The sequence below is a fragment of the Paenirhodobacter sp. genome, from assembly GCF_050177655.1.
In the GTDB taxonomy this organism is placed as follows: Bacteria; Pseudomonadota; Alphaproteobacteria; order Rhodobacterales; family Rhodobacteraceae; genus Rhodobacter.
The window spans coordinates 1-22,212 of sequence record NZ_JBFXGV010000024.1 but is presented as its reverse complement, the minus strand read 5'-3'; the positions used below and the strand labels follow the sequence as shown (position 1 = coordinate 22,212).

24 protein-coding genes are annotated in these 22,212 nt (G+C 67.3%); 5 read left to right on the top strand and 19 right to left on the bottom strand.

Features of this window, described 5'->3' with window-relative positions; translation table 11 throughout:
• Nucleotides 1–119 precede the first annotated feature (119 nt).
• From hflX to dusB, 9 genes are all read right to left on the bottom strand, one after another.
• A complete protein-coding gene (gene hflX / locus AB7U46_RS10200) occupies nucleotides 120–1,403 on the bottom strand; it encodes a GTPase HflX (protein WP_428336882.1) in 1,284 nt (427 codons plus the stop codon).
• Nucleotides 1,400–1,633 (bottom strand): RNA chaperone Hfq, encoded by a 234-nt coding sequence (gene hfq, locus AB7U46_RS10195; RefSeq protein WP_107323454.1) that lies wholly within the window; start codon nucleotides 1,631–1,633, stop codon nucleotides 1,400–1,402. Before hfq ends, hflX begins: the two co-directional genes overlap by 4 nt.
• A 146-nt stretch (nucleotides 1,634–1,779) precedes the next feature.
• The gene (locus tag AB7U46_RS10190; RefSeq protein ID WP_428336860.1) at nucleotides 1,780–3,306 is read right to left on the bottom strand and encodes a potassium transporter TrkG; all 1,527 of its coding nucleotides are present in this window, start codon (nucleotides 3,304–3,306) and stop codon (nucleotides 1,780–1,782) included.
• A 7-nt stretch (nucleotides 3,307–3,313) separates the two neighbouring features.
• The gene (trkA, locus tag AB7U46_RS10185; protein ID WP_428336859.1) at nucleotides 3,314–4,690 is read right to left on the bottom strand and encodes a Trk system potassium transporter TrkA; all 1,377 of its coding nucleotides are present in this window, start codon (nucleotides 4,688–4,690) and stop codon (nucleotides 3,314–3,316) included.
• Between the two features lie 200 nt (nucleotides 4,691–4,890).
• Nucleotides 4,891–6,303 carry a sigma-54-dependent transcriptional regulator gene (locus AB7U46_RS10180; protein ID WP_428336858.1) on the bottom strand — a complete coding sequence of 471 codons (1,413 nt, stop codon included), beginning with the start codon at nucleotides 6,301–6,303 and terminating at the stop codon, nucleotides 4,891–4,893.
• Nucleotides 6,300–8,546 (bottom strand): ATP-binding protein, encoded by a 2,247-nt coding sequence (locus AB7U46_RS10175; protein WP_428336857.1) that lies wholly within the window; start codon nucleotides 8,544–8,546, stop codon nucleotides 6,300–6,302. Before AB7U46_RS10175 ends, AB7U46_RS10180 begins: the two co-directional genes overlap by 4 nt.
• 82 nt (nucleotides 8,547–8,628) lie before the next feature.
• Entirely contained in the window at nucleotides 8,629–10,002 is a 1,374-nt protein-coding gene (locus AB7U46_RS10170) for a response regulator (protein WP_428336856.1), read from the bottom strand.
• A 3-nt stretch (nucleotides 10,003–10,005) separates the two neighbouring features.
• The gene (locus AB7U46_RS10165; protein ID WP_428336855.1) at nucleotides 10,006–11,073 is read right to left on the bottom strand and encodes a two-component system sensor histidine kinase NtrB; all 1,068 of its coding nucleotides are present in this window, start codon (nucleotides 11,071–11,073) and stop codon (nucleotides 10,006–10,008) included.
• Complete coding sequence (gene dusB / locus AB7U46_RS10160; protein WP_428336881.1) at nucleotides 11,070–12,017, bottom strand: tRNA dihydrouridine synthase DusB; 948 nt, start codon at nucleotides 12,015–12,017, stop codon at nucleotides 11,070–11,072. Before dusB ends, AB7U46_RS10165 begins: the two co-directional genes overlap by 4 nt.
• Nucleotides 12,018–12,276: 259 nt before the next feature.
• Here dusB and AB7U46_RS10155 point away from each other — a divergent pair, with 259 nt between their 5' ends.
• From AB7U46_RS10155 to AB7U46_RS10145, 3 genes are read left to right on the top strand one after another with little or no spacing between them, the layout of a single operon-like run.
• Nucleotides 12,277–13,416, top strand: coding sequence for a bifunctional 2-C-methyl-D-erythritol 4-phosphate cytidylyltransferase/2-C-methyl-D-erythritol 2,4-cyclodiphosphate synthase (locus AB7U46_RS10155; RefSeq protein ID WP_428336854.1), 1,140 nt, complete (start codon nucleotides 12,277–12,279; stop codon nucleotides 13,414–13,416).
• A gap of 1 nt (nucleotide 13,417) precedes the next feature.
• Nucleotides 13,418–13,912: a phosphatidylglycerophosphatase A family protein gene (locus AB7U46_RS10150; protein ID WP_428336853.1), complete on the top strand. Its 495-nt coding sequence runs from the start codon at nucleotides 13,418–13,420 to the stop codon at nucleotides 13,910–13,912.
• Nucleotides 13,909–14,391 carry a CinA family protein gene (locus tag AB7U46_RS10145; RefSeq protein WP_428336852.1) on the top strand — a complete coding sequence of 161 codons (483 nt, stop codon included), beginning with the start codon at nucleotides 13,909–13,911 and terminating at the stop codon, nucleotides 14,389–14,391. Before AB7U46_RS10150 ends, AB7U46_RS10145 begins: the two co-directional genes overlap by 4 nt.
• Here the strand turns inward: AB7U46_RS10145 and AB7U46_RS10140 are convergent.
• On the bottom strand, nucleotides 14,388–14,849 hold the full coding sequence (locus tag AB7U46_RS10140; RefSeq protein ID WP_428336851.1) for a type II toxin-antitoxin system RatA family toxin: 462 nt from the start codon (nucleotides 14,847–14,849) through the stop codon (nucleotides 14,388–14,390). The two genes, AB7U46_RS10145 and AB7U46_RS10140, sit on opposite strands and share 4 nt — an antisense overlap.
• 98 nt (nucleotides 14,850–14,947) lie before the next feature.
• Between AB7U46_RS10140 and hpt the strand changes: the two genes are divergently transcribed.
• Together hpt and AB7U46_RS10130 are read left to right on the top strand one after the other, a co-directional pair.
• Nucleotides 14,948–15,496, top strand: coding sequence for a hypoxanthine phosphoribosyltransferase (gene hpt, locus AB7U46_RS10135; protein ID WP_428336850.1), 549 nt, complete (start codon nucleotides 14,948–14,950; stop codon nucleotides 15,494–15,496).
• Nucleotides 15,493–15,675, top strand: coding sequence for a hypothetical protein (locus AB7U46_RS10130; RefSeq protein ID WP_428336849.1), 183 nt, complete (start codon nucleotides 15,493–15,495; stop codon nucleotides 15,673–15,675). Before hpt ends, AB7U46_RS10130 begins: the two co-directional genes overlap by 4 nt.
• A gap of 17 nt (nucleotides 15,676–15,692) precedes the next feature.
• Here the strand turns inward: AB7U46_RS10130 and AB7U46_RS10125 are convergent, their stop codons facing one another.
• The 9 genes from AB7U46_RS10125 to yajC form a co-directional block, all read right to left on the bottom strand.
• Nucleotides 15,693–16,223 (bottom strand): DsbE family thiol:disulfide interchange protein, encoded by a 531-nt coding sequence (locus AB7U46_RS10125; protein WP_428336848.1) that lies wholly within the window; start codon nucleotides 16,221–16,223, stop codon nucleotides 15,693–15,695.
• The gene (gene ccmD / locus AB7U46_RS10120; protein ID WP_428336847.1) at nucleotides 16,216–16,374 is read right to left on the bottom strand and encodes a heme exporter protein CcmD; all 159 of its coding nucleotides are present in this window, start codon (nucleotides 16,372–16,374) and stop codon (nucleotides 16,216–16,218) included. The genes AB7U46_RS10125 and ccmD overlap by 8 nt, the downstream gene beginning before the upstream one ends.
• The gene (locus tag AB7U46_RS10115; RefSeq protein ID WP_428336846.1) at nucleotides 16,371–17,099 is read right to left on the bottom strand and encodes a heme ABC transporter permease; all 729 of its coding nucleotides are present in this window, start codon (nucleotides 17,097–17,099) and stop codon (nucleotides 16,371–16,373) included. Before AB7U46_RS10115 ends, ccmD begins: the two co-directional genes overlap by 4 nt.
• Nucleotides 17,100–17,186: 87 nt before the next feature.
• The gene (gene ccmB / locus AB7U46_RS10110) at nucleotides 17,187–17,843 is read right to left on the bottom strand and encodes a heme exporter protein CcmB (RefSeq protein ID WP_428336845.1); all 657 of its coding nucleotides are present in this window, start codon (nucleotides 17,841–17,843) and stop codon (nucleotides 17,187–17,189) included.
• 136 nt (nucleotides 17,844–17,979) lie between these two features.
• Complete coding sequence (gene ccmA, locus AB7U46_RS10105; RefSeq protein WP_428336844.1) at nucleotides 17,980–18,612, bottom strand: heme ABC exporter ATP-binding protein CcmA; 633 nt, start codon at nucleotides 18,610–18,612, stop codon at nucleotides 17,980–17,982.
• The gene (locus tag AB7U46_RS10100) at nucleotides 18,609–18,977 is read right to left on the bottom strand and encodes an Mth938-like domain-containing protein (protein WP_428336843.1); all 369 of its coding nucleotides are present in this window, start codon (nucleotides 18,975–18,977) and stop codon (nucleotides 18,609–18,611) included. The genes ccmA and AB7U46_RS10100 overlap by 4 nt, the downstream gene beginning before the upstream one ends.
• Nucleotides 18,967–19,947, bottom strand: coding sequence for a protein translocase subunit SecF (secF, locus tag AB7U46_RS10095; RefSeq protein WP_428336842.1), 981 nt, complete (start codon nucleotides 19,945–19,947; stop codon nucleotides 18,967–18,969). The genes AB7U46_RS10100 and secF overlap by 11 nt, the downstream gene beginning before the upstream one ends.
• Before the next feature lie 12 nt (nucleotides 19,948–19,959).
• Entirely contained in the window at nucleotides 19,960–21,624 is a 1,665-nt protein-coding gene (secD, locus tag AB7U46_RS10090; protein WP_428336841.1) for a protein translocase subunit SecD, read from the bottom strand.
• A 28-nt stretch (nucleotides 21,625–21,652) separates the two neighbouring features.
• Nucleotides 21,653–21,991 carry a preprotein translocase subunit YajC gene (gene yajC / locus AB7U46_RS10085; RefSeq protein WP_428336840.1) on the bottom strand — a complete coding sequence of 113 codons (339 nt, stop codon included), beginning with the start codon at nucleotides 21,989–21,991 and terminating at the stop codon, nucleotides 21,653–21,655.
• Between the last annotated feature and the right edge of the window lie 221 nt (nucleotides 21,992–22,212).

Here is a 22,212-nt window from a genome sequence, read left to right as displayed (position 1 = left end):
TTGGACCAGGAAAAGGCCGAGATCACTTCAAGTGATTTCTGAGCTTCGCCTCGCAAGGCACTGATATCGTTTTTTCTTGGCAAAAATACTCAGACGCGGCCTGCCACGGGCACGCCGCGTCAGAGTGCGCGGAACCGTTGCCGCTGGCTCGTCGACCAGTTCACCGCGATCTCCCAGCCGTCCTTCGTCTCGCGCTCCGAGCGCACGACGTTCTGTTCGTGCAGCCAGGCGCGGGCGCGGCCCTCGGCAAAGAGCAGGTTCAGCACCTCGTCGAGCCGTTCCTCGCCGAGCCGGCTTTCGATCGCGGCGGTGAGCGCGTCGAGCCCCTCGCCGGTGAGCGCCGAGACCGCCTGAATGTCGCCGCGCCGCGCGTCCTGCACGGCGAGCGCCGCGCGGATCTCGGGCGAGAGCGCATCGACCTTGTTCCAGACCTCGATCAGCGGCACATCCTCGGCGACGCCGAGGGATTCGAGGATCTCGCCGACGTCCTCGGCCTGTTCCTCGGTCTCGGGGTGGGAAATGTCGCGCACATGCAGGATCAGATCGGCCTCCAGCACCTCTTCGAGCGTGGCGCGGAAGGCGGCGACGAGTTCGTGCGGCAGGTCGGAGATGAAACCCACCGTGTCCGAGAGGATCACCTTGCGCCCCGAGGGCAGCGTGATGCCGCGCATCGTCGGGTCGAGCGTCGCGAAGAGCATGTCCTTCGCGAGCACGTCCGCCCCGGTCATCCGGTTGAAAAGCGTGGACTTTCCGGCGTTGGTATAGCCCACGAGCGCGACGATCGGGAACGGCACCTTGCGCCGCGCGGCGCGGTGCAGCTCGCGCGTTTTCACCACTTTCGCAAGCTGGCGGCGGATCTTGATCACCTGTTCGTCGATCGCGCGCCGGTCGGCCTCGATCTGCGTCTCGCCCGGGCCACCGACGAAGCCGAAGCCGCCGCGTTGCCGCTCCAAGTGGGTCCAGGCGCGCACGAGCCGCGTGCGCTGATAGCTGAGCGCGGCGAGTTCCACCTGCAGCACACCTTCCCGGGTGCGGGCGCGATCGGCGAAGATCTCGAGGATCAGCCCGGTCCGGTCGAGGAGCTTCACCCCCCATTCCTTTTCCAGGTTGCGCTGCTGCACCGGGCTCACCGGCCCGTCGACCAGCACCAGATCCACTTCAAGATCGCCGAGCTTCTGTTTGATTTCCTGAAGTTTTCCGGTTCCGAAGAGATGCCCCGCATGGGGTTTCGGCAGGCGCACGACATCGGCCCCGACCACCTCGAGGTCGGGCAGCGCGCCCGCCAGCGACACCGCCTCGGCGAGGCGGTGTTCGGGCAGCCGTCTGGCCTGCGCCTCCTTCAGATCGGGGTGCAGCACATAGGCGCGCGTCGGACGCTCGCGGGAAAGGACCGGATCGCTCAGTCTTCGCCCTCGTAAAGCGAGATCGGCTGGCCGGGCATGATCGTGGAAATCGCATGCTTGTAGACGAGCTGCGATTGCCCGTCGCGGCGCAGAAGCACGCAGAAATTGTCGAACCAGGTGATGACGCCCTGCAGCTTCACCCCGTTGATCAGGAAGATCGTCACCGGAACCTTCGTCTTCCGGACATGGTTCAGGAATGCGTCCTGCAGGTTTTGTTTGTCGGCAGCCATTATTCTTATGCCTTTATAGTCGTATGTTCCTGTCGCGCCGGGCTGCTTTCGCTCCCTGCGACTCAGTATGCGCAAGGGCGGGGAAGTTTCCAGCCCCAAATTCAGTTCGTTAGCGCGCGCAGCGCGTGCGGGACAGAATGTTGCGTCTAGGCGCGCCAGAATTCCGGATTGAACAAGGCGATGATCGCCAGCGTCTCGAGCCGGCCAAGCGCCATCGCCATCGCGAGCAGAACCTTGGTCGGCGCACTCAGCGCGGCCCAGCTCAGCGGCGTGTCGGCGGCGACGGCGGCGAGCGGGCCGGTGTTCGAGAGCGCCGCGATCGAGAGGATCGAGGCCGGCTCGAAACTCAGCCCCGCCATCGAGACCGCGGCCATCACTCCCGCGATCGAGAAGGCGAAGAGCATGAAGAAGATCCAGGCGATATAGGCGCCCTCGCGGCGCAGGTGGCGCGCCACCGGCCCGCCGCCCGCGATCGAGGTCGGATGCACGAGCTTGTTCAGCTCGCGCTCGCCGTGGCGCAAAAGCGCATAGACGCGCAGGAGCCGCACCCCCCCCGCGGTGGTGGCGATGCCGCCGCCGGTGATCGCGAGCCCGGCGAGGATCAGCCCCGGCGTGCCAAGCCCCGACCAGTGCCGCGCATCGTCCCAGCTCGCGCTTTCGAACCCGGTGGTGGTGAGGAAGGACAGCGCGGTGAAGGTCGAGCCCCAGAGCGAGCGCAGCACCGCGAGAAAGGCGGTGACCGGCGCGTTCACGTCGAGCGCGGCGATCCAGTGGCGCAGGAAAAGGAAGCCCGCGACGAGCCCGACGATCGCTGCGGCAAGGCGCAGCTCGGGATCGTCGAGCACCCGCTCGGAGGCGCGCAGCTCGCCCCCACCGGGCCAGAGCCGGCGCGAGAGCGCGGGGATCAGGAAGAGGAAGATCAGCCCCTCCCCCAGAAGCCCCGCCGGCGCGGTGTCGACCGAGACCCGCCCGCTGATCCCCGAGGTGGAAAGCGTCGACATCGCGAAGAGCAGCGCGGAAAAGGCCTCGTCCCCGGCGATGATCAGCAGCATCCAGAGCGCGACGGTAAAGCCGAGATAGGGCGGGAACAGCACGCGCGCGAAATGCACGATGCGCTCGCCCGGCTCGGCCGCGCCGTCGCGGTTGAAGGAGGGGGCGACGCCGCCGCCATTGCCGAAGCCGCCCGCGAAGAAGATCTCGAACCCGCCCAGCCGCATCGGCGCGAGCACCGCGATCGCCATCACCAGGATGAAGAAGCCCCCCATCCAGCCCACCAGCGCGCGCCACAGATGCAGGCTCGGCGCGAGGCGCGCCGGGTCGTAAAGCGTGGCCCCCGTGGTGGTGAGCGAGGAGACCATTTCCCACCAGGAGTTGAAAAGCCCGGTGTCGCGCACCGCCTCGTTGAACGGGATCGCGAGCATCAGCGGCAGCACGAGGAAGGCCGCGAGCATGGTGAGCAGGTAGCTGCGCCCGCGGTGCCCCGGCGGATTGGCCGCGGTGGCGAGCGCGATGAGCGCGCTCAGCACGAGGAAGAGCAGCCCCGAATAGAAGAAGGGCCGCGCCGTCGCATAGTCGCGCGAAAGAAACCCGTGCAGCGCGGGCACGAACATCGCCCCCGCCCCGATCGCCATCAGGTGCACGAAAAGCGGAACCTCGGAGAGGCGGCGCAGCATCGCGGCCTCAGAAGAAGTCGATGGAGACCTGCAACAGGCGCTCCACCTCGGGCACGTCGGCGGCGAGCGCGAAAAGCACGATCACGTCGCCGTCGTCGATCTTCGTGTCGCCCGCGGGCTTCACCACGCGCTCCCCCTTGAGCAGCGCGCCCATCAGCACGCCTTCGGGGAATTCGATGTCGCGCAAAAGCCGCCCGGCGATCGGCGAAGTGGAAAGCACCACCGCCTCGATCACCTCAGCCTCGGCGTCGCCGATCGAATAGACGCCGCGCACCTTGCCGTGGCGGATGTGGCGCAGGATCGAGCTGACCGTCGTCGCGCGCGGGTTGATATAGGCGTCGATGTCCAAGGGCGCCATCAGCGGCACCAGCGTCGGATCGTTGACAAGGCTGATCGCCATCCGGCAGCCCGCCTGCTTTGCCCGCACCGCGACGAGGATATTCGTCTTGTCGTCGTCGGTGACGGCAAGCACGGCATCGGCGCGCTCGATATTCGCCTCCTCGAGCAGTTCGATGCTCATCCCGTCGCCATTGAGCACGATCGTGCGTTCGAGCGCATCGGCCGCGCGTTCGGCGACGGCGCGGTTCTTTTCGATGATCTTCGCGCGCATCCGGTCCGAACGCGCCTCGAGCGCGCGGGCGACGCCAAGCCCGACATTGCCGCCGCCGATGATGACGATGCGCTCCTGCTTCTTCGTCGCCTTGCCGAAGATCTCGAGCGTGCGGTTCACGTCCTCGTTGATCGCGAAGACATAGACCTGGTCCTCGGCGAAAAGCTGATCGCCGGGTTCGGGCGCGAAAAGCCGCCCCTCGCGCCGCACGCCGACGACGATCGCGCGCAGCGTGGAAAACAGATCGGTCAGCTGGCGCAGCGGCGTGTTCAGCACCGGGCAATCGGCATCGAGCGCGATCCCCAGAAGCTGCACCTTGCCGCCGAGGAAGCTTTCGGTGTCGAAGGTCGCGGGGGCGGAAAGGCGCTGCAGCGCGGCCTCGGCCACCTCGCGCTCGGGGCTGATGACGACGTCGATCGGCAGGTGATCGCGACGGTAGAGATCGGCATATTGCGGCGCGAGATAGGTCTGCGCGCGGATCCGGGCAATCTTGCGGGTGACGCCAAAGACCGATTGCGCCACCTGACAGGTCACCATGTTGACCTCGTCGGAATGGGTGGCGGCGATGATCAGGTCGCAGTCGCGCGCGCCGGCGCGTTCGAGCACATCGGGATGCGAGGCGAAGCCCACCACCCCCTGAACGTCGAGCAGATCGGAGGCGCGGCGCACCAGTTCCGGGTTGCTGTCGACGACGGTGACGTCGTTGCGCTCGCCCGCGAGATGGCGCGCGATCTGCCAGCCGACCTGCCCCGCGCCACAGATGATGACCTTCATTCTGCCCTCCGACTGGCCGCAAGCCCCGTTCTAATTGGCCCGCGGGAGAGGGTCAATCGCCCTGCCTCACCCCCCGCACCGCGCAAGACCGCAGCGGAGAACGCCTCCGGCGGGAGTATTTGGGCCAAGAAAAAACCCGCAGCTTCTTCTTGGCGAAAATACTCCCCGCGGAGCGGCCGCAGGCGCCACGGGCGCGCCGCTCAGACCTCTTCGTCCTCGTCTTCGTCCTCGAGATGGGCGACGCGGCCGCCGGCCTTCGCCGAGGTGACGACGCCGAGCGATTTCAGCTTGCGGTGCAGCGCCGAGCGCTCCATGCCGACGAAATTCGCGGTGCGCGAGATATTGCCGCCGAAGCGGTTGATCTGGGTGAGCAGATATTCCCTCTCGAAAAGCTCGCGCGCCTCGCGCAGCGGCAGCGCGGCGAGCTGACCGGCCAGCACGATGCGCCCTTCCTCCGCCGCCGGCGCCTCGCCCGGGAGTTCGCGCGGCTCGATCGGGCCCGCCCCCTCTCCGAGGATCAGCACCCGCTCGATCACATTGCGCAGCTGGCGGATATTGCCCGGCCAGTCCATCGTCTGCAGCGTCGCCGCCGCCTCCTCGGAAATCTCGCGCGCGGGCAGGCCCTGGGTGGTGTTGAAAGCCTCGATGAAATGCGCGGCGAGCAGCGGCACATCCTCGCGCCGTTCGCTCAGCGGCGGCACCGCGATCGGCACCACGTTGAGCCGGTCGAAGAGTTCCTGCCGGAACCGGCCGGCGGCGATCTCGGTCGCCAGATCGCGCGTGGTCGAGGAGATCACCCGCAGATCGACGCGCACCTTGTCGGCGCCGCCCACCCGGGTGAACTGCTGCTCGGTCAGCACGCGCAGGATCTTCGACTGCGTGCCGGGCGGCATCTCCGCCACCTCGTCGAAATAGATCACCCCGCCATGGGCCTGTTCGAGCAGCCCCTTTTCGACCCCGCGCTCGGTGGTCTCGCGGCCAAACAGCACCTCCTCCATCCGCTCCGCCGCGATCGAGGCGGAGTTGACGGTGACGAAGGGCGCCGAGGCGCGGCTCGAATGCTGATGCACGAAGCGCGCCGCGGTCTCTTTGCCCGAGCCCGGCTCGCCGGTGAGCATCACCCGCCCGTTCGAGCGCGTGACCTTGTCGAGCTGGTCCTTGAGCTTGCGGAAGGCCGCCGAGGCGCCGAGCATCTCGCCCGCGTGCAGGTCGCGCCGGCGCAGCGTCGAATTCTCGCGCCGCAGCCGCGCCGTCTCCATCGCGCGCGAGATCACCACCATCAGCTGGTCGATGTTGAACGGCTTCTCGATGAAGTCATAGGCGCCCTGCTTGATCGCGGCGACGGCGATCTCGATGTTGCCATGGCCCGAGATGATGATGATCGGGATGTCGGGATTGTCGCGCTTCACCGATTTCAGGATGTCGATGCCGTCCATCCGACTGTCCTTCAGCCAGATGTCGAGAATCATCAGCGCCGGCGCCTCGCGGTTGATCTCCTCCATGCAGGCGTCGGAATTCGCCGCGAGCCGGGTGGCATAGCCCTCGTCCTGCAGGATCTCCGAGATCAGCTCGCGGATGTCCTTTTCATCGTCGACGATCAGAATGTCACTCATGTCTCACTGTCCTTGATGGCGCGCGGGCCGGTTCGGGCGCGCGGCAGTCTGATCTCCGCCAGCGCGCCGCAATGCGCGCCGGGGGTGAAGGGGGGCGCATCGGTGAGCGTGAGCGTGCCGCCATGCTCCTCGATGATCTTCTTGACGATCGGCAGGCCGAGGCCGGTGCCCTTGGCGCGCGTCGTCACATAGGGCTCAAACAGCCGCGCGCGTTCCGGCGGCAGGCCGATGCCATTGTCGGAAATCCGGATCAGCACCGCGTCGGGCGCCGCCTCCATCTGCACCCGGACCTCCGGCTCCCAGCCGTCGGGCGCGCCTTTTTCCACAAGACTTTCAATGGCTTCTCCGGCGTTCTTGATAAGGTTCGTGACCGCCTGGGAGATCATCGTGGCATCGAGTTCGACGATCTCCGGCCCCGGGGGCAGATCGGCGACGAGCGTCGCGCCATGCAGCGCGCCCTCCTGCAGGAGCACCGCGTCATGCATGATCTTCGCGAGGTCATGGTCGCGCCGGTCGGGTTCCGGCATTCGCGCGAACCGCGAAAATTCATCAACAATGCGCCGCAAGTCATTGGTTTGACGCACGATTACGCCGGTGAGCTGGTCGAGCGTCTCGGCCTCTTCGGGGGCGACGAGGCGGGTGAACTTGCGCTTGATCCGCTCCGCCGAAAGCTGGATCGGGGTCAGCGGGTTCTTGATCTCATGCGCGATGCGCCGCGCGACATCGCCCCAGGCCGCCATCCGCTGCGCCGAAACCAGCTCGGTCACGTCGTCGAAAGCGACGACATAGCCCTCGGGCACGCCGCTTTCGTTGCGCCGCACGGCCATCCGCACCAGCAGGCTTTCCAGCCGCCCGCCGCGCGAGACCCGCACCTCTTCTTGCACGACAGGATGAAGACCGTCGCGCAACCGCTCGAAAAGGTTCGAGAATTCCGGAACGGTCTCACCCAGGGAGCGGCTGTGTTCCCGCGCGGGAACGAGTTCGAGAAGCCGCACCGCGGAGCGGTTGACGAAGTCGAGCCGCCCCTCCGCGTCAAGGCCGATCACCCCCGAGGTGACCGAACCGAGCACCGAATCGAAGAGCCGCCGGCGCTCCTCCGTCTCCTGGTGGGAGGCGACGAGCGCCTCGTGGCTCGTCTTGAGCTGCCGCGTCATCCGGTTGAAGACCTGGCCAAGGGTGGCGATCTCGTCGTCGCCCTGCTCCTCGATCACCCGCGCGTCGAGATCGCCGGCGCCGACGCGCTCGGCCGCGCTCGCCAGCCGCCCGATCGGGCGCGAGAGCCGCTCGGCGAACCACAGCCCGATCCAGACCGCGGCGAGGATCAGGATCAGCGCGAAGCCGATGTAGACGAGGCCGAATTCGAACAGCACCCGGCCGCGGCTCGCCTCGAGCTGCTGGTAGAGATGCACCGTCTCGCGCGTCGAATCGAGCAGCGAGAGGATCTTGCCGTCGACCTTGCGCGACACGTAGAGGTAGCGGTCGACGAAGGCGTCGAGCCGGATCAGCGCGCGGAATTCGGAATTCGGCCAGTCCTCGATCAGAACGGTGCCGCCCTTGCCGGCCTCGACGATCTTTTCGGGCGCCGGTTTCTCGTAATCGAAGAGATAGGACCGGTCGCCGCGCGCGACGATCTCGCCGATGCCGTCGATGACATAGGCCTCTTTCAGCCCGCGCTGGATGCCCTGCTGCCCGGTGACGAGCAGCTCGCGCAGATCGCCGTCGGACATGAAGGTCGCCGCCTGCCGGCGCAGGTTGAGAAAGCCCGCGAGCGCCTCGGCATCGGAAACGAGATCGCGGCGGTGTTCGTCCTGATAGGCTTCGGCGGCGGAAAGCGAGGTGCCAACGACCGAGCGCACCCGGTCGGAGAACCAGCCCTCGAGCCCGATGTTCACGGTGAGCCCGGCGAAAAGCGCGACGAGGATCGTCGGCACCAGCGCGATGCCGGCGAAGACCGCGGTAAGCCGCAGCGTGAGCCGCGAGCCCGAGGCGCGGGCGCGCCGCGCCGCCAGCATCTGCACGAGCCGCATCACGATCAGCCCGGCCAAGAGCAGGAAATAGATGAAATCGGCGAGCAGGATCAGTCGCAGCGAGGTCGAATCGGCGCCCTGCCCCATCGGCCCGAGCACGGTGAAAGTGCCCACCGCCAGCACCGGGCCCAGCACGGTAAGGCCAAGCGCGAAGGCATTCTGCACGCGCTTTTGCCGGCGCAGCCGCGCCAGACGATCCCAAGCTGTGCTCTGCATCGTGCCCTGCACGAAAGCCCCCCGGCAACCGCCCGTGGCCGAATCCGATGGGACGGATTTGCCACAAGCCCCTGTTGCCGGTTTACATCAGTTTGCGTCGCCGTGTCACCTGAATATCCAGATCGGTGATCTTCTTGCGCAAGGTATTGCGGTTGATGCCCAGCAGATCCGCACATCTGGCCTGATTTCCGCCGGTCGCATCGAGCGCGATTTCGATCAGCGGAGCCTCCATTTCATGCAGGATCCGGTCGTAAAGACCGGGCGGCGGCAGGTTTCCGCCATGCAGATCGAAATAGCGCCGCAGATGCCGCGCGATCGAGGCGGAAAGCTTCTCGCCCTCGCCGCCCGAACGCAGCGGCTCCACCGCCGGCTGATTGCCGAGCACGAATTCGACCTCGGCGCGGGTGATCTCCTCCTCCGAGGAGGTCACGACGAGGCGGCGCACGGTATTCTCGAGCTGGCGGACATTGCCCGGCCAGGCATAGGCGCGCACGAGCGCCAGCGCCTCCGGGGAAAACCGCCGCGTGCCAAGGCCGTCGCGCTCGGCGCGGGTGAGGAAATGCTCGGCGAGGAGCGGAATGTCCTCGACCCGCTCGCGCAGCGCGGGCACCGCGAGGGTCACGCCGCCGAGGCGATAGAACAGATCCTGGCGGAACTTGCCCGCCTCCATCAGCGCCGAAAGATCGACCTGCGTCGTCGCCATGATCCGCGGCGCGGGGTCGGGCAGCGCGTCGAGCATGCGCACGATGCGGCCCTGGGTCTCGTCGTCGTAATCACCCACCTCGTCGAAGACGAGCGAGCCGCCCTTCGCGCGTGCGAGCAACGTCGAGGGCCCCTCGGCGCCGGTCAGATCGGCCGCTTGCGCCACCACGAAGGGCAGCGTGCGGCGGTCGGAGAAATCATGGATCGCCCGCGCGATCAGCGATTTGCCGGTGCCCGACTCGCCCAGGATCAGCACCGGCAGATCGGCGTTCATCACCCGCGCGACAAGGCGATACAGCGCCTGCATCGCCGCGGTGCGCCCGACGAGCGGCAGATCGGTGCCCTCGGTCCGGGTCGGCTCGACCACTTTCGAGATCACCTGCGCCTTGCGCTTGAGCTCGAGCGCGCGGGCCGCGCGTTTCATCAGATCGGGCAGGTCGAAGGGCTTCGGCAGGTAGTCATAGGCATCCGCCTCGGCCGCCTGGATCGCGGTCATGATCGTGTTCTGCGCCGAGATCACGATCACCGGCAGGCCCGGCCGCTCGCGCGCGATCCGCGGCAGCGCCTCGAGCCCGTTGCCGTCGGGCATCACCACGTCGGAGATCACCAGATCGCCCTTCCCCTCCTCGACCCAGCGCATCAGCGTCATCAGCGAGGCGGTGGCGTGCACCTTGCACCCCGCGCGCGTCAGCGCCTGGGTGAGCACGGTGCGGATCGTGCGGTCGTCATCGGCGACAAGAACGGTGCCATCCATCGGTCAGCTCTCCTTGGGGGCGATCGGAAGGGAGATCCGGAACACCGTCCTCCCCGGGACTGAATCGACCGAGATCCAGCCGTCATGATCGGAAATGATCTTCGATACGAGCGCGAGGCCAAGCCCGGTGCCATTCTCGCGCCCCGACACGAAGGGCTCGAAGATCACCGCGGCGATGTCGGGCGGGATCCCCGGGCCGTCGTCGATGATCTCGACCTGCAGGGGCAGCGCCTTGCCGCCGCCATCGGGCCGGCGCAGGCGCAGCGCGTAGTCGTAGAAGGTGCGGATCCGGATCGTGCCCTCGCCCTTCGAGGCCTCCGCCGCATTTTTCAGAAGATTCAGAAACACCTGCGTCAGCTGGTCGGCATCGCCGAGCGTCGGCGGCAGCGAGGGGTCGTAATCCTCGAGGATCGTCATGTGCAGACCGAAGCCCACCGCCGCCGATTTGCGCGCGCGGTCGAGCACGTCATGCAGGTTGACGGCCTTCTTCTCGGGCGGGCGGACATTGCCGAACTGCTCGACCTGTTCGAGCAGCTTCACGATCCGCCGCGTCTCGTCGACGATCAGATCGGTCAGTTCGAGATCGTCGCCCTTGAGGTTCATGCTCAGAAGTTGCGCCGCCCCGGCGATGCCGGCAAGCGGGTTCTTGATCTCATGCGCGAGCATCTCGGCCATGCCGATCGCCGAACGCGCCGCCGATTTCACCATCGAGGCGCGGCCCAGCCGGTCGGCCAGCTCGCGCGGCGAGATCAGCAAAAGCACCGTGTCCGGATCCTCGCCGAGCGGCGCGGCCTGCAGGTTGCATTGCACCGGCGCCTTTTCCCCGGTGGTCACCTCGATGTCGTTGACGAAGAGGCCCGAGCGGTTCTTGCGCACCCGCGAGAAGATCTCCTCGAGCGGCGCCGAGATCGCCAGCCGCTCGCCCAGAACATGGCCCTTGAGCGCCTTGGCCGAGAGGTTGAGGAAAAGCTCGGCGGCCGGGTTGACCTCGATCACCCGGTCGGTGCCGTCGATCAGCAGCGCCGGAACCGGCAGCGAACTCCAGATGATGCCTGGCGGCGGAAGATTCATGCGGCGGCCTCCCCGGGCTGCGGCGCGGTGTCGGAAAACCCCGCGCGGATCAGCGCAAGCGTCGCCTCGGGCGTCGCCGAAACCATCATCTGCGGGCGCAGCGCCAGCGCCGCTCCGCCCGCCTCCTCGGCATACCAGCCAAGATGCTTGCGCGCGAGGCGCAGCCCGATGTCACGGCCGTAAAACCCGAGGATCGCCTCGTAATGCTCTGAAATCAAATCACAAAGTTCGGCGCCCCGCGGCACGTCCGGCGCCGGCGCGCCAAACAGCGCGGCACCGATCCCGGCCAGCCGCCAGGGGGCGCCCTGCGCGCCGCGCCCGACCATCACGCCCTGCGCGCCGCTTTCCGCCATCGCCCTGCGCGCCGATCCCGCGTCGATGATGTCGCCATTCGCCACCACCGGCACCGAGACCGCCTGCGTCACCGCGGCGATCGCGCCCCAGTCGGCGCTGCCCTGATAGAACTGCATCCGGGTGCGGCCGTGGATCACGATCATCCGCACCCCCGCCGCCTCCGCCCGCCGCGCGATCTCGGCGGCGTTGCGGCTGTCGTCATCCCAGCCGAGCCGCATCTTGAGCGTCACCGGCAGATCGACCGCGCCCACCACCGCCTCGATCAGGCCGAGCGCATGGTCCGGGTCGCGCATCAGCGCCGCGCCCGACAGCCCGCCGGTCACCTTCTTCGCCGGGCAGCCCATGTTGATGTCGATGATCCGCGCACCCATGTCGGCCACGATCTTCGCGGCCTCGGCCATCGGCCGCGCCTCGCGCCCGGCGAGCTGCACCGAAGAGGGCAGATCAAGGCCAAGCTCGCTGCGCGCCTTCGCCCGCACCGAGGGTTTCGCGGTCAGCATCTCGCCGCTCGCGACCATTTCGGACACGACGAGACCGGCGCCGAAACGCGCCACCATCCGCCGGAACGGCAGATCGGTGATTCCCGCCATCGGGGCGAGCAGCACCGGCGGATCGAGCCGGAATGAGTCGAGCGTGATCGTCAAGGCAGGTCCAGTTTGCTTCTTTGCTATGCACCTAGACCGTTCGAACGCGAATCTCAATTCACCGCCCCCAAAAACGGAGGCAAAAATCAGCACCTGCATAAAATTTAATCGCACAGCCCGTCTCTCTTTCGGGATTCCGCGGTTTGCCCCGGAGATTGCACCCCCGCCCGTCCTGCCCTAAGCCTTGGGCAAGGCAGGAGAGAGCATGACGGATGCGGTCATCATCGTCGCGGCGGGGCGCGGCACGCGGGCGGGCGGCGGCCTGCCCAAGCAGTGGCGCGATCTCGCCGGGCAGCCGGTGCTCGCGCGCACGGTGGCGGCCTTTGCCGGGTTTGCGCGCGTGCTCGTGGTGCTCCACCCCGAGGACATGCTGCGCGGGCTCGACCTGTTCGGCGGCAGCGTCACGCTGATCGCGGGCGGCGCGACGCGCGACGCCTCGGTGCGCGCGGCGCTCGAGGCGCTCGAGGGCTCCGACGTCACCCGTGTGCTCATTCACGACGGCGCGCGTCCGCTCGTGCCGCGCGCGGTGATCGAGGGCGTTCTCGCCGCGCTCGTCCCCCATCCGGCTGCGGCGCCCGCCCTGCCCGTCACCGACGCGCTCTGGCGCGGGCGCGAGGGCATGGTCGCGGGCACCGAAAGCCGCGAGGGGCTTTTCCGCGCGCAGACACCGCAGGGCTTTCGCTTTCCTCAGATCCTCGCCGCGCATCGCGCCCATCCGGGCAACGCCGCCGACGATGTCGAGGTCGCGCGCGCGGCGGGGCTCGCGGTTGCGATCACCCCCGGCTCGGAAGACAATCTGAAACTCACCTATGCCGAGGATTTCGCCCGCGCGGCGGCGATCATCGCGGCGCGGAAAGGACCGGAAATGGATGTGAGGCTTGGCAACGGCTATGACGTGCATGCCTTCTGCGAGGGCGACCACGTCTGGCTTTGCGGCGTGAAAGTGTCCCATTCCAAGGGGCTGCTTGGCCATTCCGACGCCGATGTCGGCATGCATGCGCTCACCGACGCGATCTATGGCGCGCTGGCCGAGGGCGATATCGGCCGCCACTTCCCGCCCTCCGATCCGCAATGGAAGGGCGCGGCGAGCTGGATCTTTCTCGATCACGCCGCGAAACTGGCCGCGCAGAAGGGCTATCGCATCTCGAACGTCGATGTCACGCTCGTCTGCGAGCGCCCGAAGGTCGGGCCGCATGCGCTCGCCATGGCGGCAGAGCTCGCCCGCATCATCGGCATCGCGCCCGACCGCGTTTCGGTGAAGGCGACGACCTCGGAGCGGCTCGGCTTCACCGGGCGGGAGGAGGGCATCGCCGCCCTCGCCACCGCGACCCTGATCGGAGAGTGAGATGTTCCACGCGATCAACACCGCCTTTTACGTCGGCCATCTGAAACCCGCGCCGGGCACCTGGGGCTCGCTTGTCGCGGTGCTGGTCGGCTGGGCGATCGAGCATTTCCTGGGCCACGCGGGCTTTCCGGTGCTCGCCATTCTGACCCTCGTCGTCACCGCGCTCGGCTTCTACACCGTGGGGCAGGAGCTGAAGGACCGCCCCGGCGACGACCCGGGCGAGATCGTGATCGACGAGGTCGCGGGGCAATGGCTCGCGCTCCTCTTCCCCGCGATGGGCTTCTGGATGCGCGACGTGCCGATGGTCTGGCCCGGCCCGGTCGCGGCCTTCCTGCTCTTCCGCCTCTTCGACATCTGGAAGCCCTGGCTTGTGGGCCGCGCGGACCGGCGCGGCGATGCGGCGGGCGTGATGCTCGACGATCTCTGGGCGGGGCTGTTCGCGGGGATCATCACCGTGATCCTCGCCGGCCTCTATCACGGGGTGATGATGCGATGAGCCCGGAAGAGATCCTCGCCGCCGCCCGCACGCAGGGCGCCCGCATCGCCACGGCCGAAAGCTGCACCGGCGGCATGGTCGCCGCGGCGCTCACCGACATCCCCGGCTCGTCGGACGTTTTCGAGCGCGGCTTCGTCACCTATTCGAACGAGGCCAAACGCGAGATGCTCGGCGTGCGCGCCGAAACCCTTGCGGCCGTCGGTGCGGTCTCCGAGGAAGTCGCCCGCGAGATGGCCGAGGGCGCCCTCGCCCACAGCCGCGCGACGCTCGCCGTCGCGATCACCGGCATCGCCGGGCCCGGTGGGTCGGAGTTCAAGCCCGAGGGGCGCGTCTGCTTCGGCCTCGCACAGACGGGCAAAAGGACGCAGGTGGAAACGGTGGAATTCGGCGCGCTGGGTCGCCCGAATGTGCGCAGCGCCGCGCGCGATCATGCGCTCGCGCTCCTCGCGCAGGCACTTGTGACGACCCGCAGCGCCTAGGCGGTCTTGCCGTAAAGCACCGCGGCGCGATCCTCGAAAGCCTTGACGATCCGGTGCATCGCCTGCTCGAAGACGACGCCGATCACCTTTTGCAGGATCGCGTTGCGGAACTCGAAATCGACGAAGAACTCGACATTCGCGCCGCCCTCCGGCAGGTCCGTGAATTTCCACCAGCTTTTCAGGTATTTGAACGGCCCGTCGAGATATTCCGTCTCGACGCGCCGCGCCGCGGGATCAAGCGTCACGCGCGAGCCGAACTTCTCGCGGAAGACCTTGAAGGAGATCACCAGATCCGCTTCGAGCAATTCGGTGCCGGGCACAGCGCCGGGCTTGCGCGACCGCACCCGTGCCGCGGAATTCCACGGCAGGAACTCCGGGTAGCGCGTGACATCGACCACGAGATCATAAAGTTGCTGTGCCGAATAAGGCATCACCCGCGTTTCGGAATGTGTCGGCATCGCTCCGCCCGTGTCTTTTCCTGCCCCCCTTGTTGCGATAAACCGGCACGATAATGCAAGGCCCTGCGACCGAAACGGGGCGGATTGAGAGGGATCGGATGTCGCAACGCTACCAGATCGACCAGATGATTTCCGCGAAGGCGATCGCCGCCCGCGTCGAGGCGCTTGGCGCCGAGATCACCGAGGCCTTCGCCGATACCGACCGGCTTGTCGTCGTCGGCCTGCTGCGCGGCTCCTTCGTCTTCATCGCCGACCTGATCCGCGAGATCGGCGTGCCCTGCGAGGTCGATTTCCTCGAGGCCTCGAGCTATGGTAACGAGACGACCTCGACCCGCGAGGTCCGCATCCTGAAGGATCTGCGCGGCAATATCGGCGGGCGCGACGTGCTCGTCGTCGAGGACATCATCGACACCGGCCACACGATTTCCAAGGTGATGGAGCTTCTGCGCGCACGCCACCCGCGCCGGATCGAATGCTGCGCGATGCTCGACAAGCCCTCGCGGCGCGAGGTCGACGTGCATGGGCGCTGGACCGGGTTTGAGATCCCCGACGAATTCGTCGTGGGCTATGGGCTTGATTTCGCACAGAACCACCGCAACCTGCCCTTCATCGGCACGGTAAAATTCCTCGACGAGGGTGAGGCGTGAACCTCACCTGGCTGATGCGGATGGCGCGCTGGTCGCGCCGCCCGCCCTCGATGCAGCGGGTGATCATCGGCGCCGTGGTGTTGGCGATCGCGCTCGCGATCTGGGGGCTCGACGCGCTGGGCTGGTGGCCCGACTGGGCGCGGATGGAGAAGATGCCAAAGCCCGGCAAGCTGCATTAACCCGCCGGGCGGTGCGATCACTCGCCCTCGCCGGCAAGCAGCGGATCGACCTGCGCCTCGATCACCGCATCGGTGAGCGGGCCGGCGATACGGGCGAGCACCGTGCCCTCGCCATCGACGACGAAGGTCTCGGGCACGCCGGCGACGCCCCAGTCGATGCCCATCTTGTTCGAGGGATCCTGCCCGATCGCGGCGAAGGGATCACCCATTTCCGCAAGGAAGCCGAGTGCCTTTTCCGGCGTGTCCTTCCAGTTCACGCCGTAGATCTCGACCCCGTCCTCGGAGAGCTTCTTCAGGTTCGGATGCTCGACCCGGCAGGGCGCGCACCAGGAGGCCCAGAAGTTCACGAGCTTGATCTTGCCGTCGCGCAGATCGGCATCGGTGAAGCCCTTCGCCTCGCCGAGCGGCTGGATCTCGACCGCGGGCGCGGCTCGGCCGACGAAGGTCGAGGGCATCGCATTCGGGTCCTGTCGCTGCATCGCCCAAAAGCTCGCGCCGACAAAGCCCGCCATCACGATCAGCGGCAGAAACATCAGGGGCTTAGCCATTCTTCTTCATCCGTTCTTCCTGCGCGGCAAGCGCGCGTTTGACCTTGGCGCCACGCCAGAGCGTGAGCGCGACAAGCCCGAGCAGAAGCACGATCGTCGCGCCATAGGCGCCAAGCACCGTGACCGTATATTTACCCATGTCGGGGATCATGCCATGCGCTCCCGCTGTTCGAGCGCCTTGAGCCGGCGCGCCCGGATCTCGGTGCGGGTGCGCAACAGCACCAGCGCCACGAAGAAGAGGATGAACCCCGCGATGCAGACGAGCAGCGGGAACCAGTAGACATCGGCGATGTGCTGCTGGCTGTCCATGCTCAGCGTCGCGCCCTGGTGCAGCCCCTGGTTCCAGAAGAGCACCGCATAGCGGCTCAGCAGCGCGAAGACGGAGCCGACGAGGCAAAGCACGCCGGTGAGATCGGCCGCGGTGTCGGGATTGTCGATCGCCGACCAGAGCGCCATGTAGCCGAGGTAAAAGAGGAAGAGGATCAGGAAGGAGGTCAGCCGCGGATCCCAGGCCCACCAGGTGCCCCACATCGGCTGGCCCCAGATCGCCCCGGTGATCAGCGCGATCACCGTCATCACCATGCCGATCGGCGCGGCGGCCTTGGCGGCGAGCGCCGAGACATGGTGGCGGCGGATGAGCCAAATGAGCGAGGTGACGAGCATCATCGCCCAGATGTTGATCGCCATCATCGCCGAGGGCACATGGACATAGATCACCTTCACCGTCGCGCCGAACTCATCGGCGGCCGGCGTGAAGAAGAAGCCCCAGACGAGGCCGGTGACCATGCAGACCGCCGCCAGCCCCACCACCCAGGGCAGGGCGTAGGAGGAGGTCTTCATGAACTTGACGGGGTTGGCATATTCCCAGATCGACATGGGTCTTTCATACCTTCCTGTTGCGCGCGCTCAATTCACTATCGTGTTTGCCATGGTTTGCGCCATGACCAATTGACGCTGGTCAAGCTAGCGCAGGTTGATCCGGATCGCCGCGGCCGAGGCGAAGGGCACGGCGGCGATGGTGGCGGCGGTGATGCCGGCCAGCATCAAAAGCGGCACCTGCGTGGCCGAGCCCTCGGCCCCGCGGCGCACGAGCTCGGCGCCGAAGATCAGCGTCGGCACATAAAGCGGCAGCACGAGGAGCGAAAGCAACAACCCGCCGCGCTTGAGCCCGACGGTGAGCGCCGCGCCAAATGTGCCCAGCACCGAAAGCGCCGGCGTGCCAAGCGCGAGCGAGAGCGTGAGCCAGACATAGGCGGGCCCCGGCATGTTCAGGAGCACGCCGAAGACCGGCGCGGCGAGCACCAGCGGCAGGCCGGTGGTGATCCAATGCGCGAGCGCCTTCATCGTGACGACGCCCTCGAGCGGGATCGGCGCGGTGGCGAGCAGATCGAGCGAGCCATCCTCGAAATCGAGCGCGAAGATCCGGTCGAGCGAGAGCAGACAGGCAAGCAGCGCGCCGAGCCAGAGGATGCCCCCGGCGATGCGCCCCAAAATGCCGCTTTCCGGCCCGACGCCGAAGGGCACGAGCGTCACCACGATCAGGAAGAAGGCCAGGCCAAGGCCGAAGCCGCCCCCGGCTCGCACCGCGAGCCGCAGATCCCGCAGCAGAAGCGCGATCATGCCCGGCCCTCCCACGATTGGAGGGTGCGGACGCTCCGCGGGGGATATTTATGCACTTTGGAAACGAGACTCCGTTTTCCAAAGTGGTCAAATATCCCCGCCGGAGGCATCCGACCGATATCACAGGCGCCGCGCATCACAGGAAAGCCTCGTCGAACTGGCCCTTGAACCCGCCCTCCTCGGGGGGGCGCGCCTTGAAGGGGGCGAGGTCGAGCACCTCGGCCTCGGCGAGGCCAAGCTCGATATGGGTGGCCATCAGCGCGGCACCGCCCTGCGCGAGATGGGCGCGCACCGCCTCGGCGAAAAGCGCGACGGAGGCCACGTCGAGTGAGACGGTCGGCTCGTCGAGCACCCAGATCGGGCGGCCGGTGACGAGAAGGCGCGCGAGGCCAAGGCGGCGCTTCTGCCCGGCCGAAAGGCTCATCGCGGCGCGGTCGCGCAGGGCGCGCAGGTTCATCCGCTCGAGCGCGGGCTCGATGTCGCCCGTCGCATAGACCGCAGCCCAGAAGCGCAGGTTCTCGGCGACCGAAAGCGTGCCCTTCAGCCCGTCGGCATGGGCGGCATAGGCCATCGCCTCGGGCGGCATCGAGACCCGACCGGCGAGCGCCGGCTGCAGCCCGGCGAGCGTGCGCAGCAGCGTCGTCTTGCCGATGCCGTTCGGGCCGCGCAGCACGAGCGCCCGCCCCGCATCGAGGGAAAATGTCAGATGTTCGAGCACCGGCAGGCCGCCGCGGGTGACGGTAAGGTCAGCGACGGCGAGCAGGCTCACGCTTGCACCTCGCCCGGCATCGGCAAAAGCGCGGCGGCGACGCGGCGCCCCTCGCTCAGAAGCACGTTATAGGTGCGCGCGGCCGAGGGCGTCGCCATCGGCTCGCACATCACGCCCTTCGCCTCGAGCGCGCGCACGAAAGGTTTCGGCAGATAGGCGATCTCGGCACCGGTGCCGACGAAGAGCACGTCGACGACGCCTTCGAGCGCCAGCAGCGGCTCGAGATCGTCATAGCCGCCCCAGCCGCGGGCCTCCTCTGCGCGGATCAGCAGCGCGCCGCGATGCACCGCGCCGCCGACCCGGAAGAACCCCGGGCCGTAGCCGTCCACCGGCAGCGACGCGCCGAAATTCGTCTCATTCAGCATCGCCGGCCTTCTCGCCGAAGATCATCTCGGCCGGATCCTGCTTTTTCTTGTTCCGGTCGAGACCGATGAAAAGCACGATATTCTTCGCCACGAAGACCGAGGAATAGGTGCCGGTGATCACGCCCCAGGTCATCGCCATGGTGAAGCCGCGGATCACGTCGCCGCCGAGGATGACGAGCGACAAAAGCGCGATCAGCGTGGTGCCCGAGGTCATCACGGTGCGGCTCAACGTCTCGTTCACCGAGAGGTTCATCACGTCCTTGAGCGGCATCGTCTTGTATTTGATCAGGTTCTCGCGCAGCCGGTCGAACACCACGACGGTGTCGTTGATCGAATAGCCGAGGATCGTGAGCAGCGCGGCGATGATCGTCAGGTCGAACTTGATCTGGAAGAGCGCGAAGAGCCCCACCGTCAGCACCACGTCATGCACGAGCGCGGCGAGCGCGCCGATCGAATATTGCCATTCGAAGCGCACCCAGACATAGACGACGATCGCGGCGGTCGCGGCCAGCACCGACCAGATCGCGGTCCAGATCAGCTCGCCCGAGACCTTCGGGCCGACGCTTTCGGTGGAGATGAACTTCACCGCCGGGTCGACCGTCTGCAGCGCGGCCTGCACCTTGTCGATCGTCTCCGGCGTGATCGCCTCGGCGCCCGATTGCGCCTGGATGCGGATCATCGCGACATGCTGATCCTCGCGGAAGTTCGGATCGAAGACCTCGGTGATCGCGACATCGCCCAGATCGAGCGGCGCGATCGCCTTGCGATAAGCGGCGATGTCGACGGCCTGCGTCGATTCGGTGCGGATCGTGGTGCCGCCGCGGAAGTCGATGCCGAAGTTCAGCCCCATCACGATCGGCAGGATGATCGAGAGGATCACCGCCACCACCGAGGCGCCGAAGGTCAGATACTGGTGCTTGAAGAAGTCGAAAGTGGTGTGGGCCGGAACCAGATGCAGACGGAATGCCATGTCGCGTCCCCCTTAAAGCACGATCGTCTTCGGCCGGCGCCAGGCGAACCAGGCGGTGACCATCAGACGGGTGACGTAGATCGCGGTGAAGACCGAGGTGACGATGCCGATGATCAGCGTCACAGCGAAACCGCGCACCGGGCCCGCGCCCAGCACGAAGAGGATCACACCGGTGATCAGCGTGGTGATATTGGCGTCGATGATCGCCGACATCGCCTTTTCATAGCCAAGCTCGATCGCCCGCGCCGGCCCCCTGGCGGTGCGCAGCTCCTCGCGGATGCGCTCGTAGATGAGCACGTTCGCATCGACCGCGGTGCCGATGGTGAGCACGATGCCGGCGATGCCGGGCAGCGTCAGCGTCGAGCCGATCATCGACATGATGCCGAAGATGAGCCCGATGTTCACGGTCAGCGCGATCGCGGCGAAAGTGCCGAAAAGCCCGTAGGAGGCGATCATGTAAAGCACGACGAGGCCGAAGCCCACGCCCGCGGCGACGCGGCCGGCGTCGATGCTGTCCTGGCCGAGCTCCGGGCCGATCGTGCGCTCCTCGAGGAAGGTCATGCCGGCGGGCAGCGCGCCCGCGCGCAGCAGGAGCGCAAGATCGGTCGCCTCCTGCACGGTGAAATGGCCGGTGATGATGCCCGAGCCGCCGCCGATATGGGTCTGGATCACCGGCGCCGAGATCACCTTGCCGTCGAGCACGATGGCGAAGGGCTCGCCGACGTGGTTCGCGGTGAAATCGCCGAATTGCCGCGCCCCCGTCGGGTTGAAGCGGAAGGCGACCGCGGGATAGCCGTTCTGATCGGTGTCGGGGCGCGCGTCGGTCAGCTCGTCGCCGGTCACGACCGGCACGTCGTCGAGCGTGTAGTAAATCCCCTGCGTATTTGCGTCGGGCAGGATCATGTTGCCCGCGCCCGCCGGCGCGTTCGGGTTCGAACCGCGGCCGACGACCTGATGGAAGGTCAGCTTCGCGGTTGTGCCGATCAGCGCCTTCAGCTCGGCGGCCGAACCGATGCCGGGCACCTCGATCAGGATCCGGTCGGCGCCCTGACGCACGATCGTCGGCTCGCGGGTGCCGGCGGCATCGACGCGGCGGCGCACGATCTCGAGCGATTGCTGCATCGTGCGGTCGTCGGTCGCGGTCTGCTCGGCGGGGCTGAGCTTGATGGTGATCGTGTCGCCCTGCCCGGTGACGTCGAGGTCGGTCTGGCCGACGCCGGTGAGCGTGACGACCGGGCTCGCGAGCGATTTCGCGATCTCGACCGCCTTCGCGATCTGGGAGGGTTCGCCGATCTGGATCCGCAGCTCGTCCTCGGGCGAGGGCACGCGGCGGATCGAGCCGATGGTGGCGCGCTCGGCCGCAAGCGCCTTGCGCGCCTCGGGCCAGAGCGCGTTCATCCGCGCCTTGTAGACCTCGCTCAGATGCACCTCGGCGAGCAGATGCGCGCCGCCGCGCAGATCGAGGCCGAGGTTGACGAGGCCGGAGGGCAGCCAGTCGGGCCAGCCCGCCTTCGCCACCGCCTGCGCATCGGTCAGCGCGCCGGTCTTTTCCTCGGCGGCGACGGCGTCGTTATGCCCCTCGACGCGCGAGTAGAACAGGTTCGGCGCCGCCATCGCCAGCCCGATCAGACACAGGCCGAGGATGATGACGCGCTTCCAAAGCGGGATCTGGAGCATCGCGGCGCCCCCTGTCAGTGCGAAGGTTTCAGTTCGATTGCGCGGCGGGTTCGGTCTTCGACAGAACCTGGACGATCGTCGATTTCACCACCCGCACCTTGACGTTCGGCGCGATCTCGATCTCGAGCTCGCCGTCTTCCTTGACGTGGCTCACCTTGCCGATGATGCCGCCCTGGGTGATCACCTGGTCGCCGCGGCGCAGCTGCTCGACCATGAGCTTGTGCTCCTTGGCCTTCTTCTGCTGCGGGCGGATCATCAGGAAATACATGATCGCGAAGATCAGGACGATCGGCAGGAACTGCCCGAAGGCGGCGATGCCGCCGGGGGCACCACCTGCGGCTTGCGCGAATGCGGGGGTAACGAACATGGCTGGTCCTTTCGTTAGGGCCTTGGGGATCTGGTCCCGGTTTTCGGCGCGCACCCTAGCCGCGCCCCCCCGCAATGGCAAGGCGCGACGGGGCGGGAAATGCCCCGCTCACGCTCCCGTCAGAATTGCGGCTTTTGCCCCCCTGCGCAGGCGGGGCTCCGCCCCCTTGGCCTGCGGCCAATTCCCCCGGGATATTTCGGCACTTTGGAAAGGATGGCGTT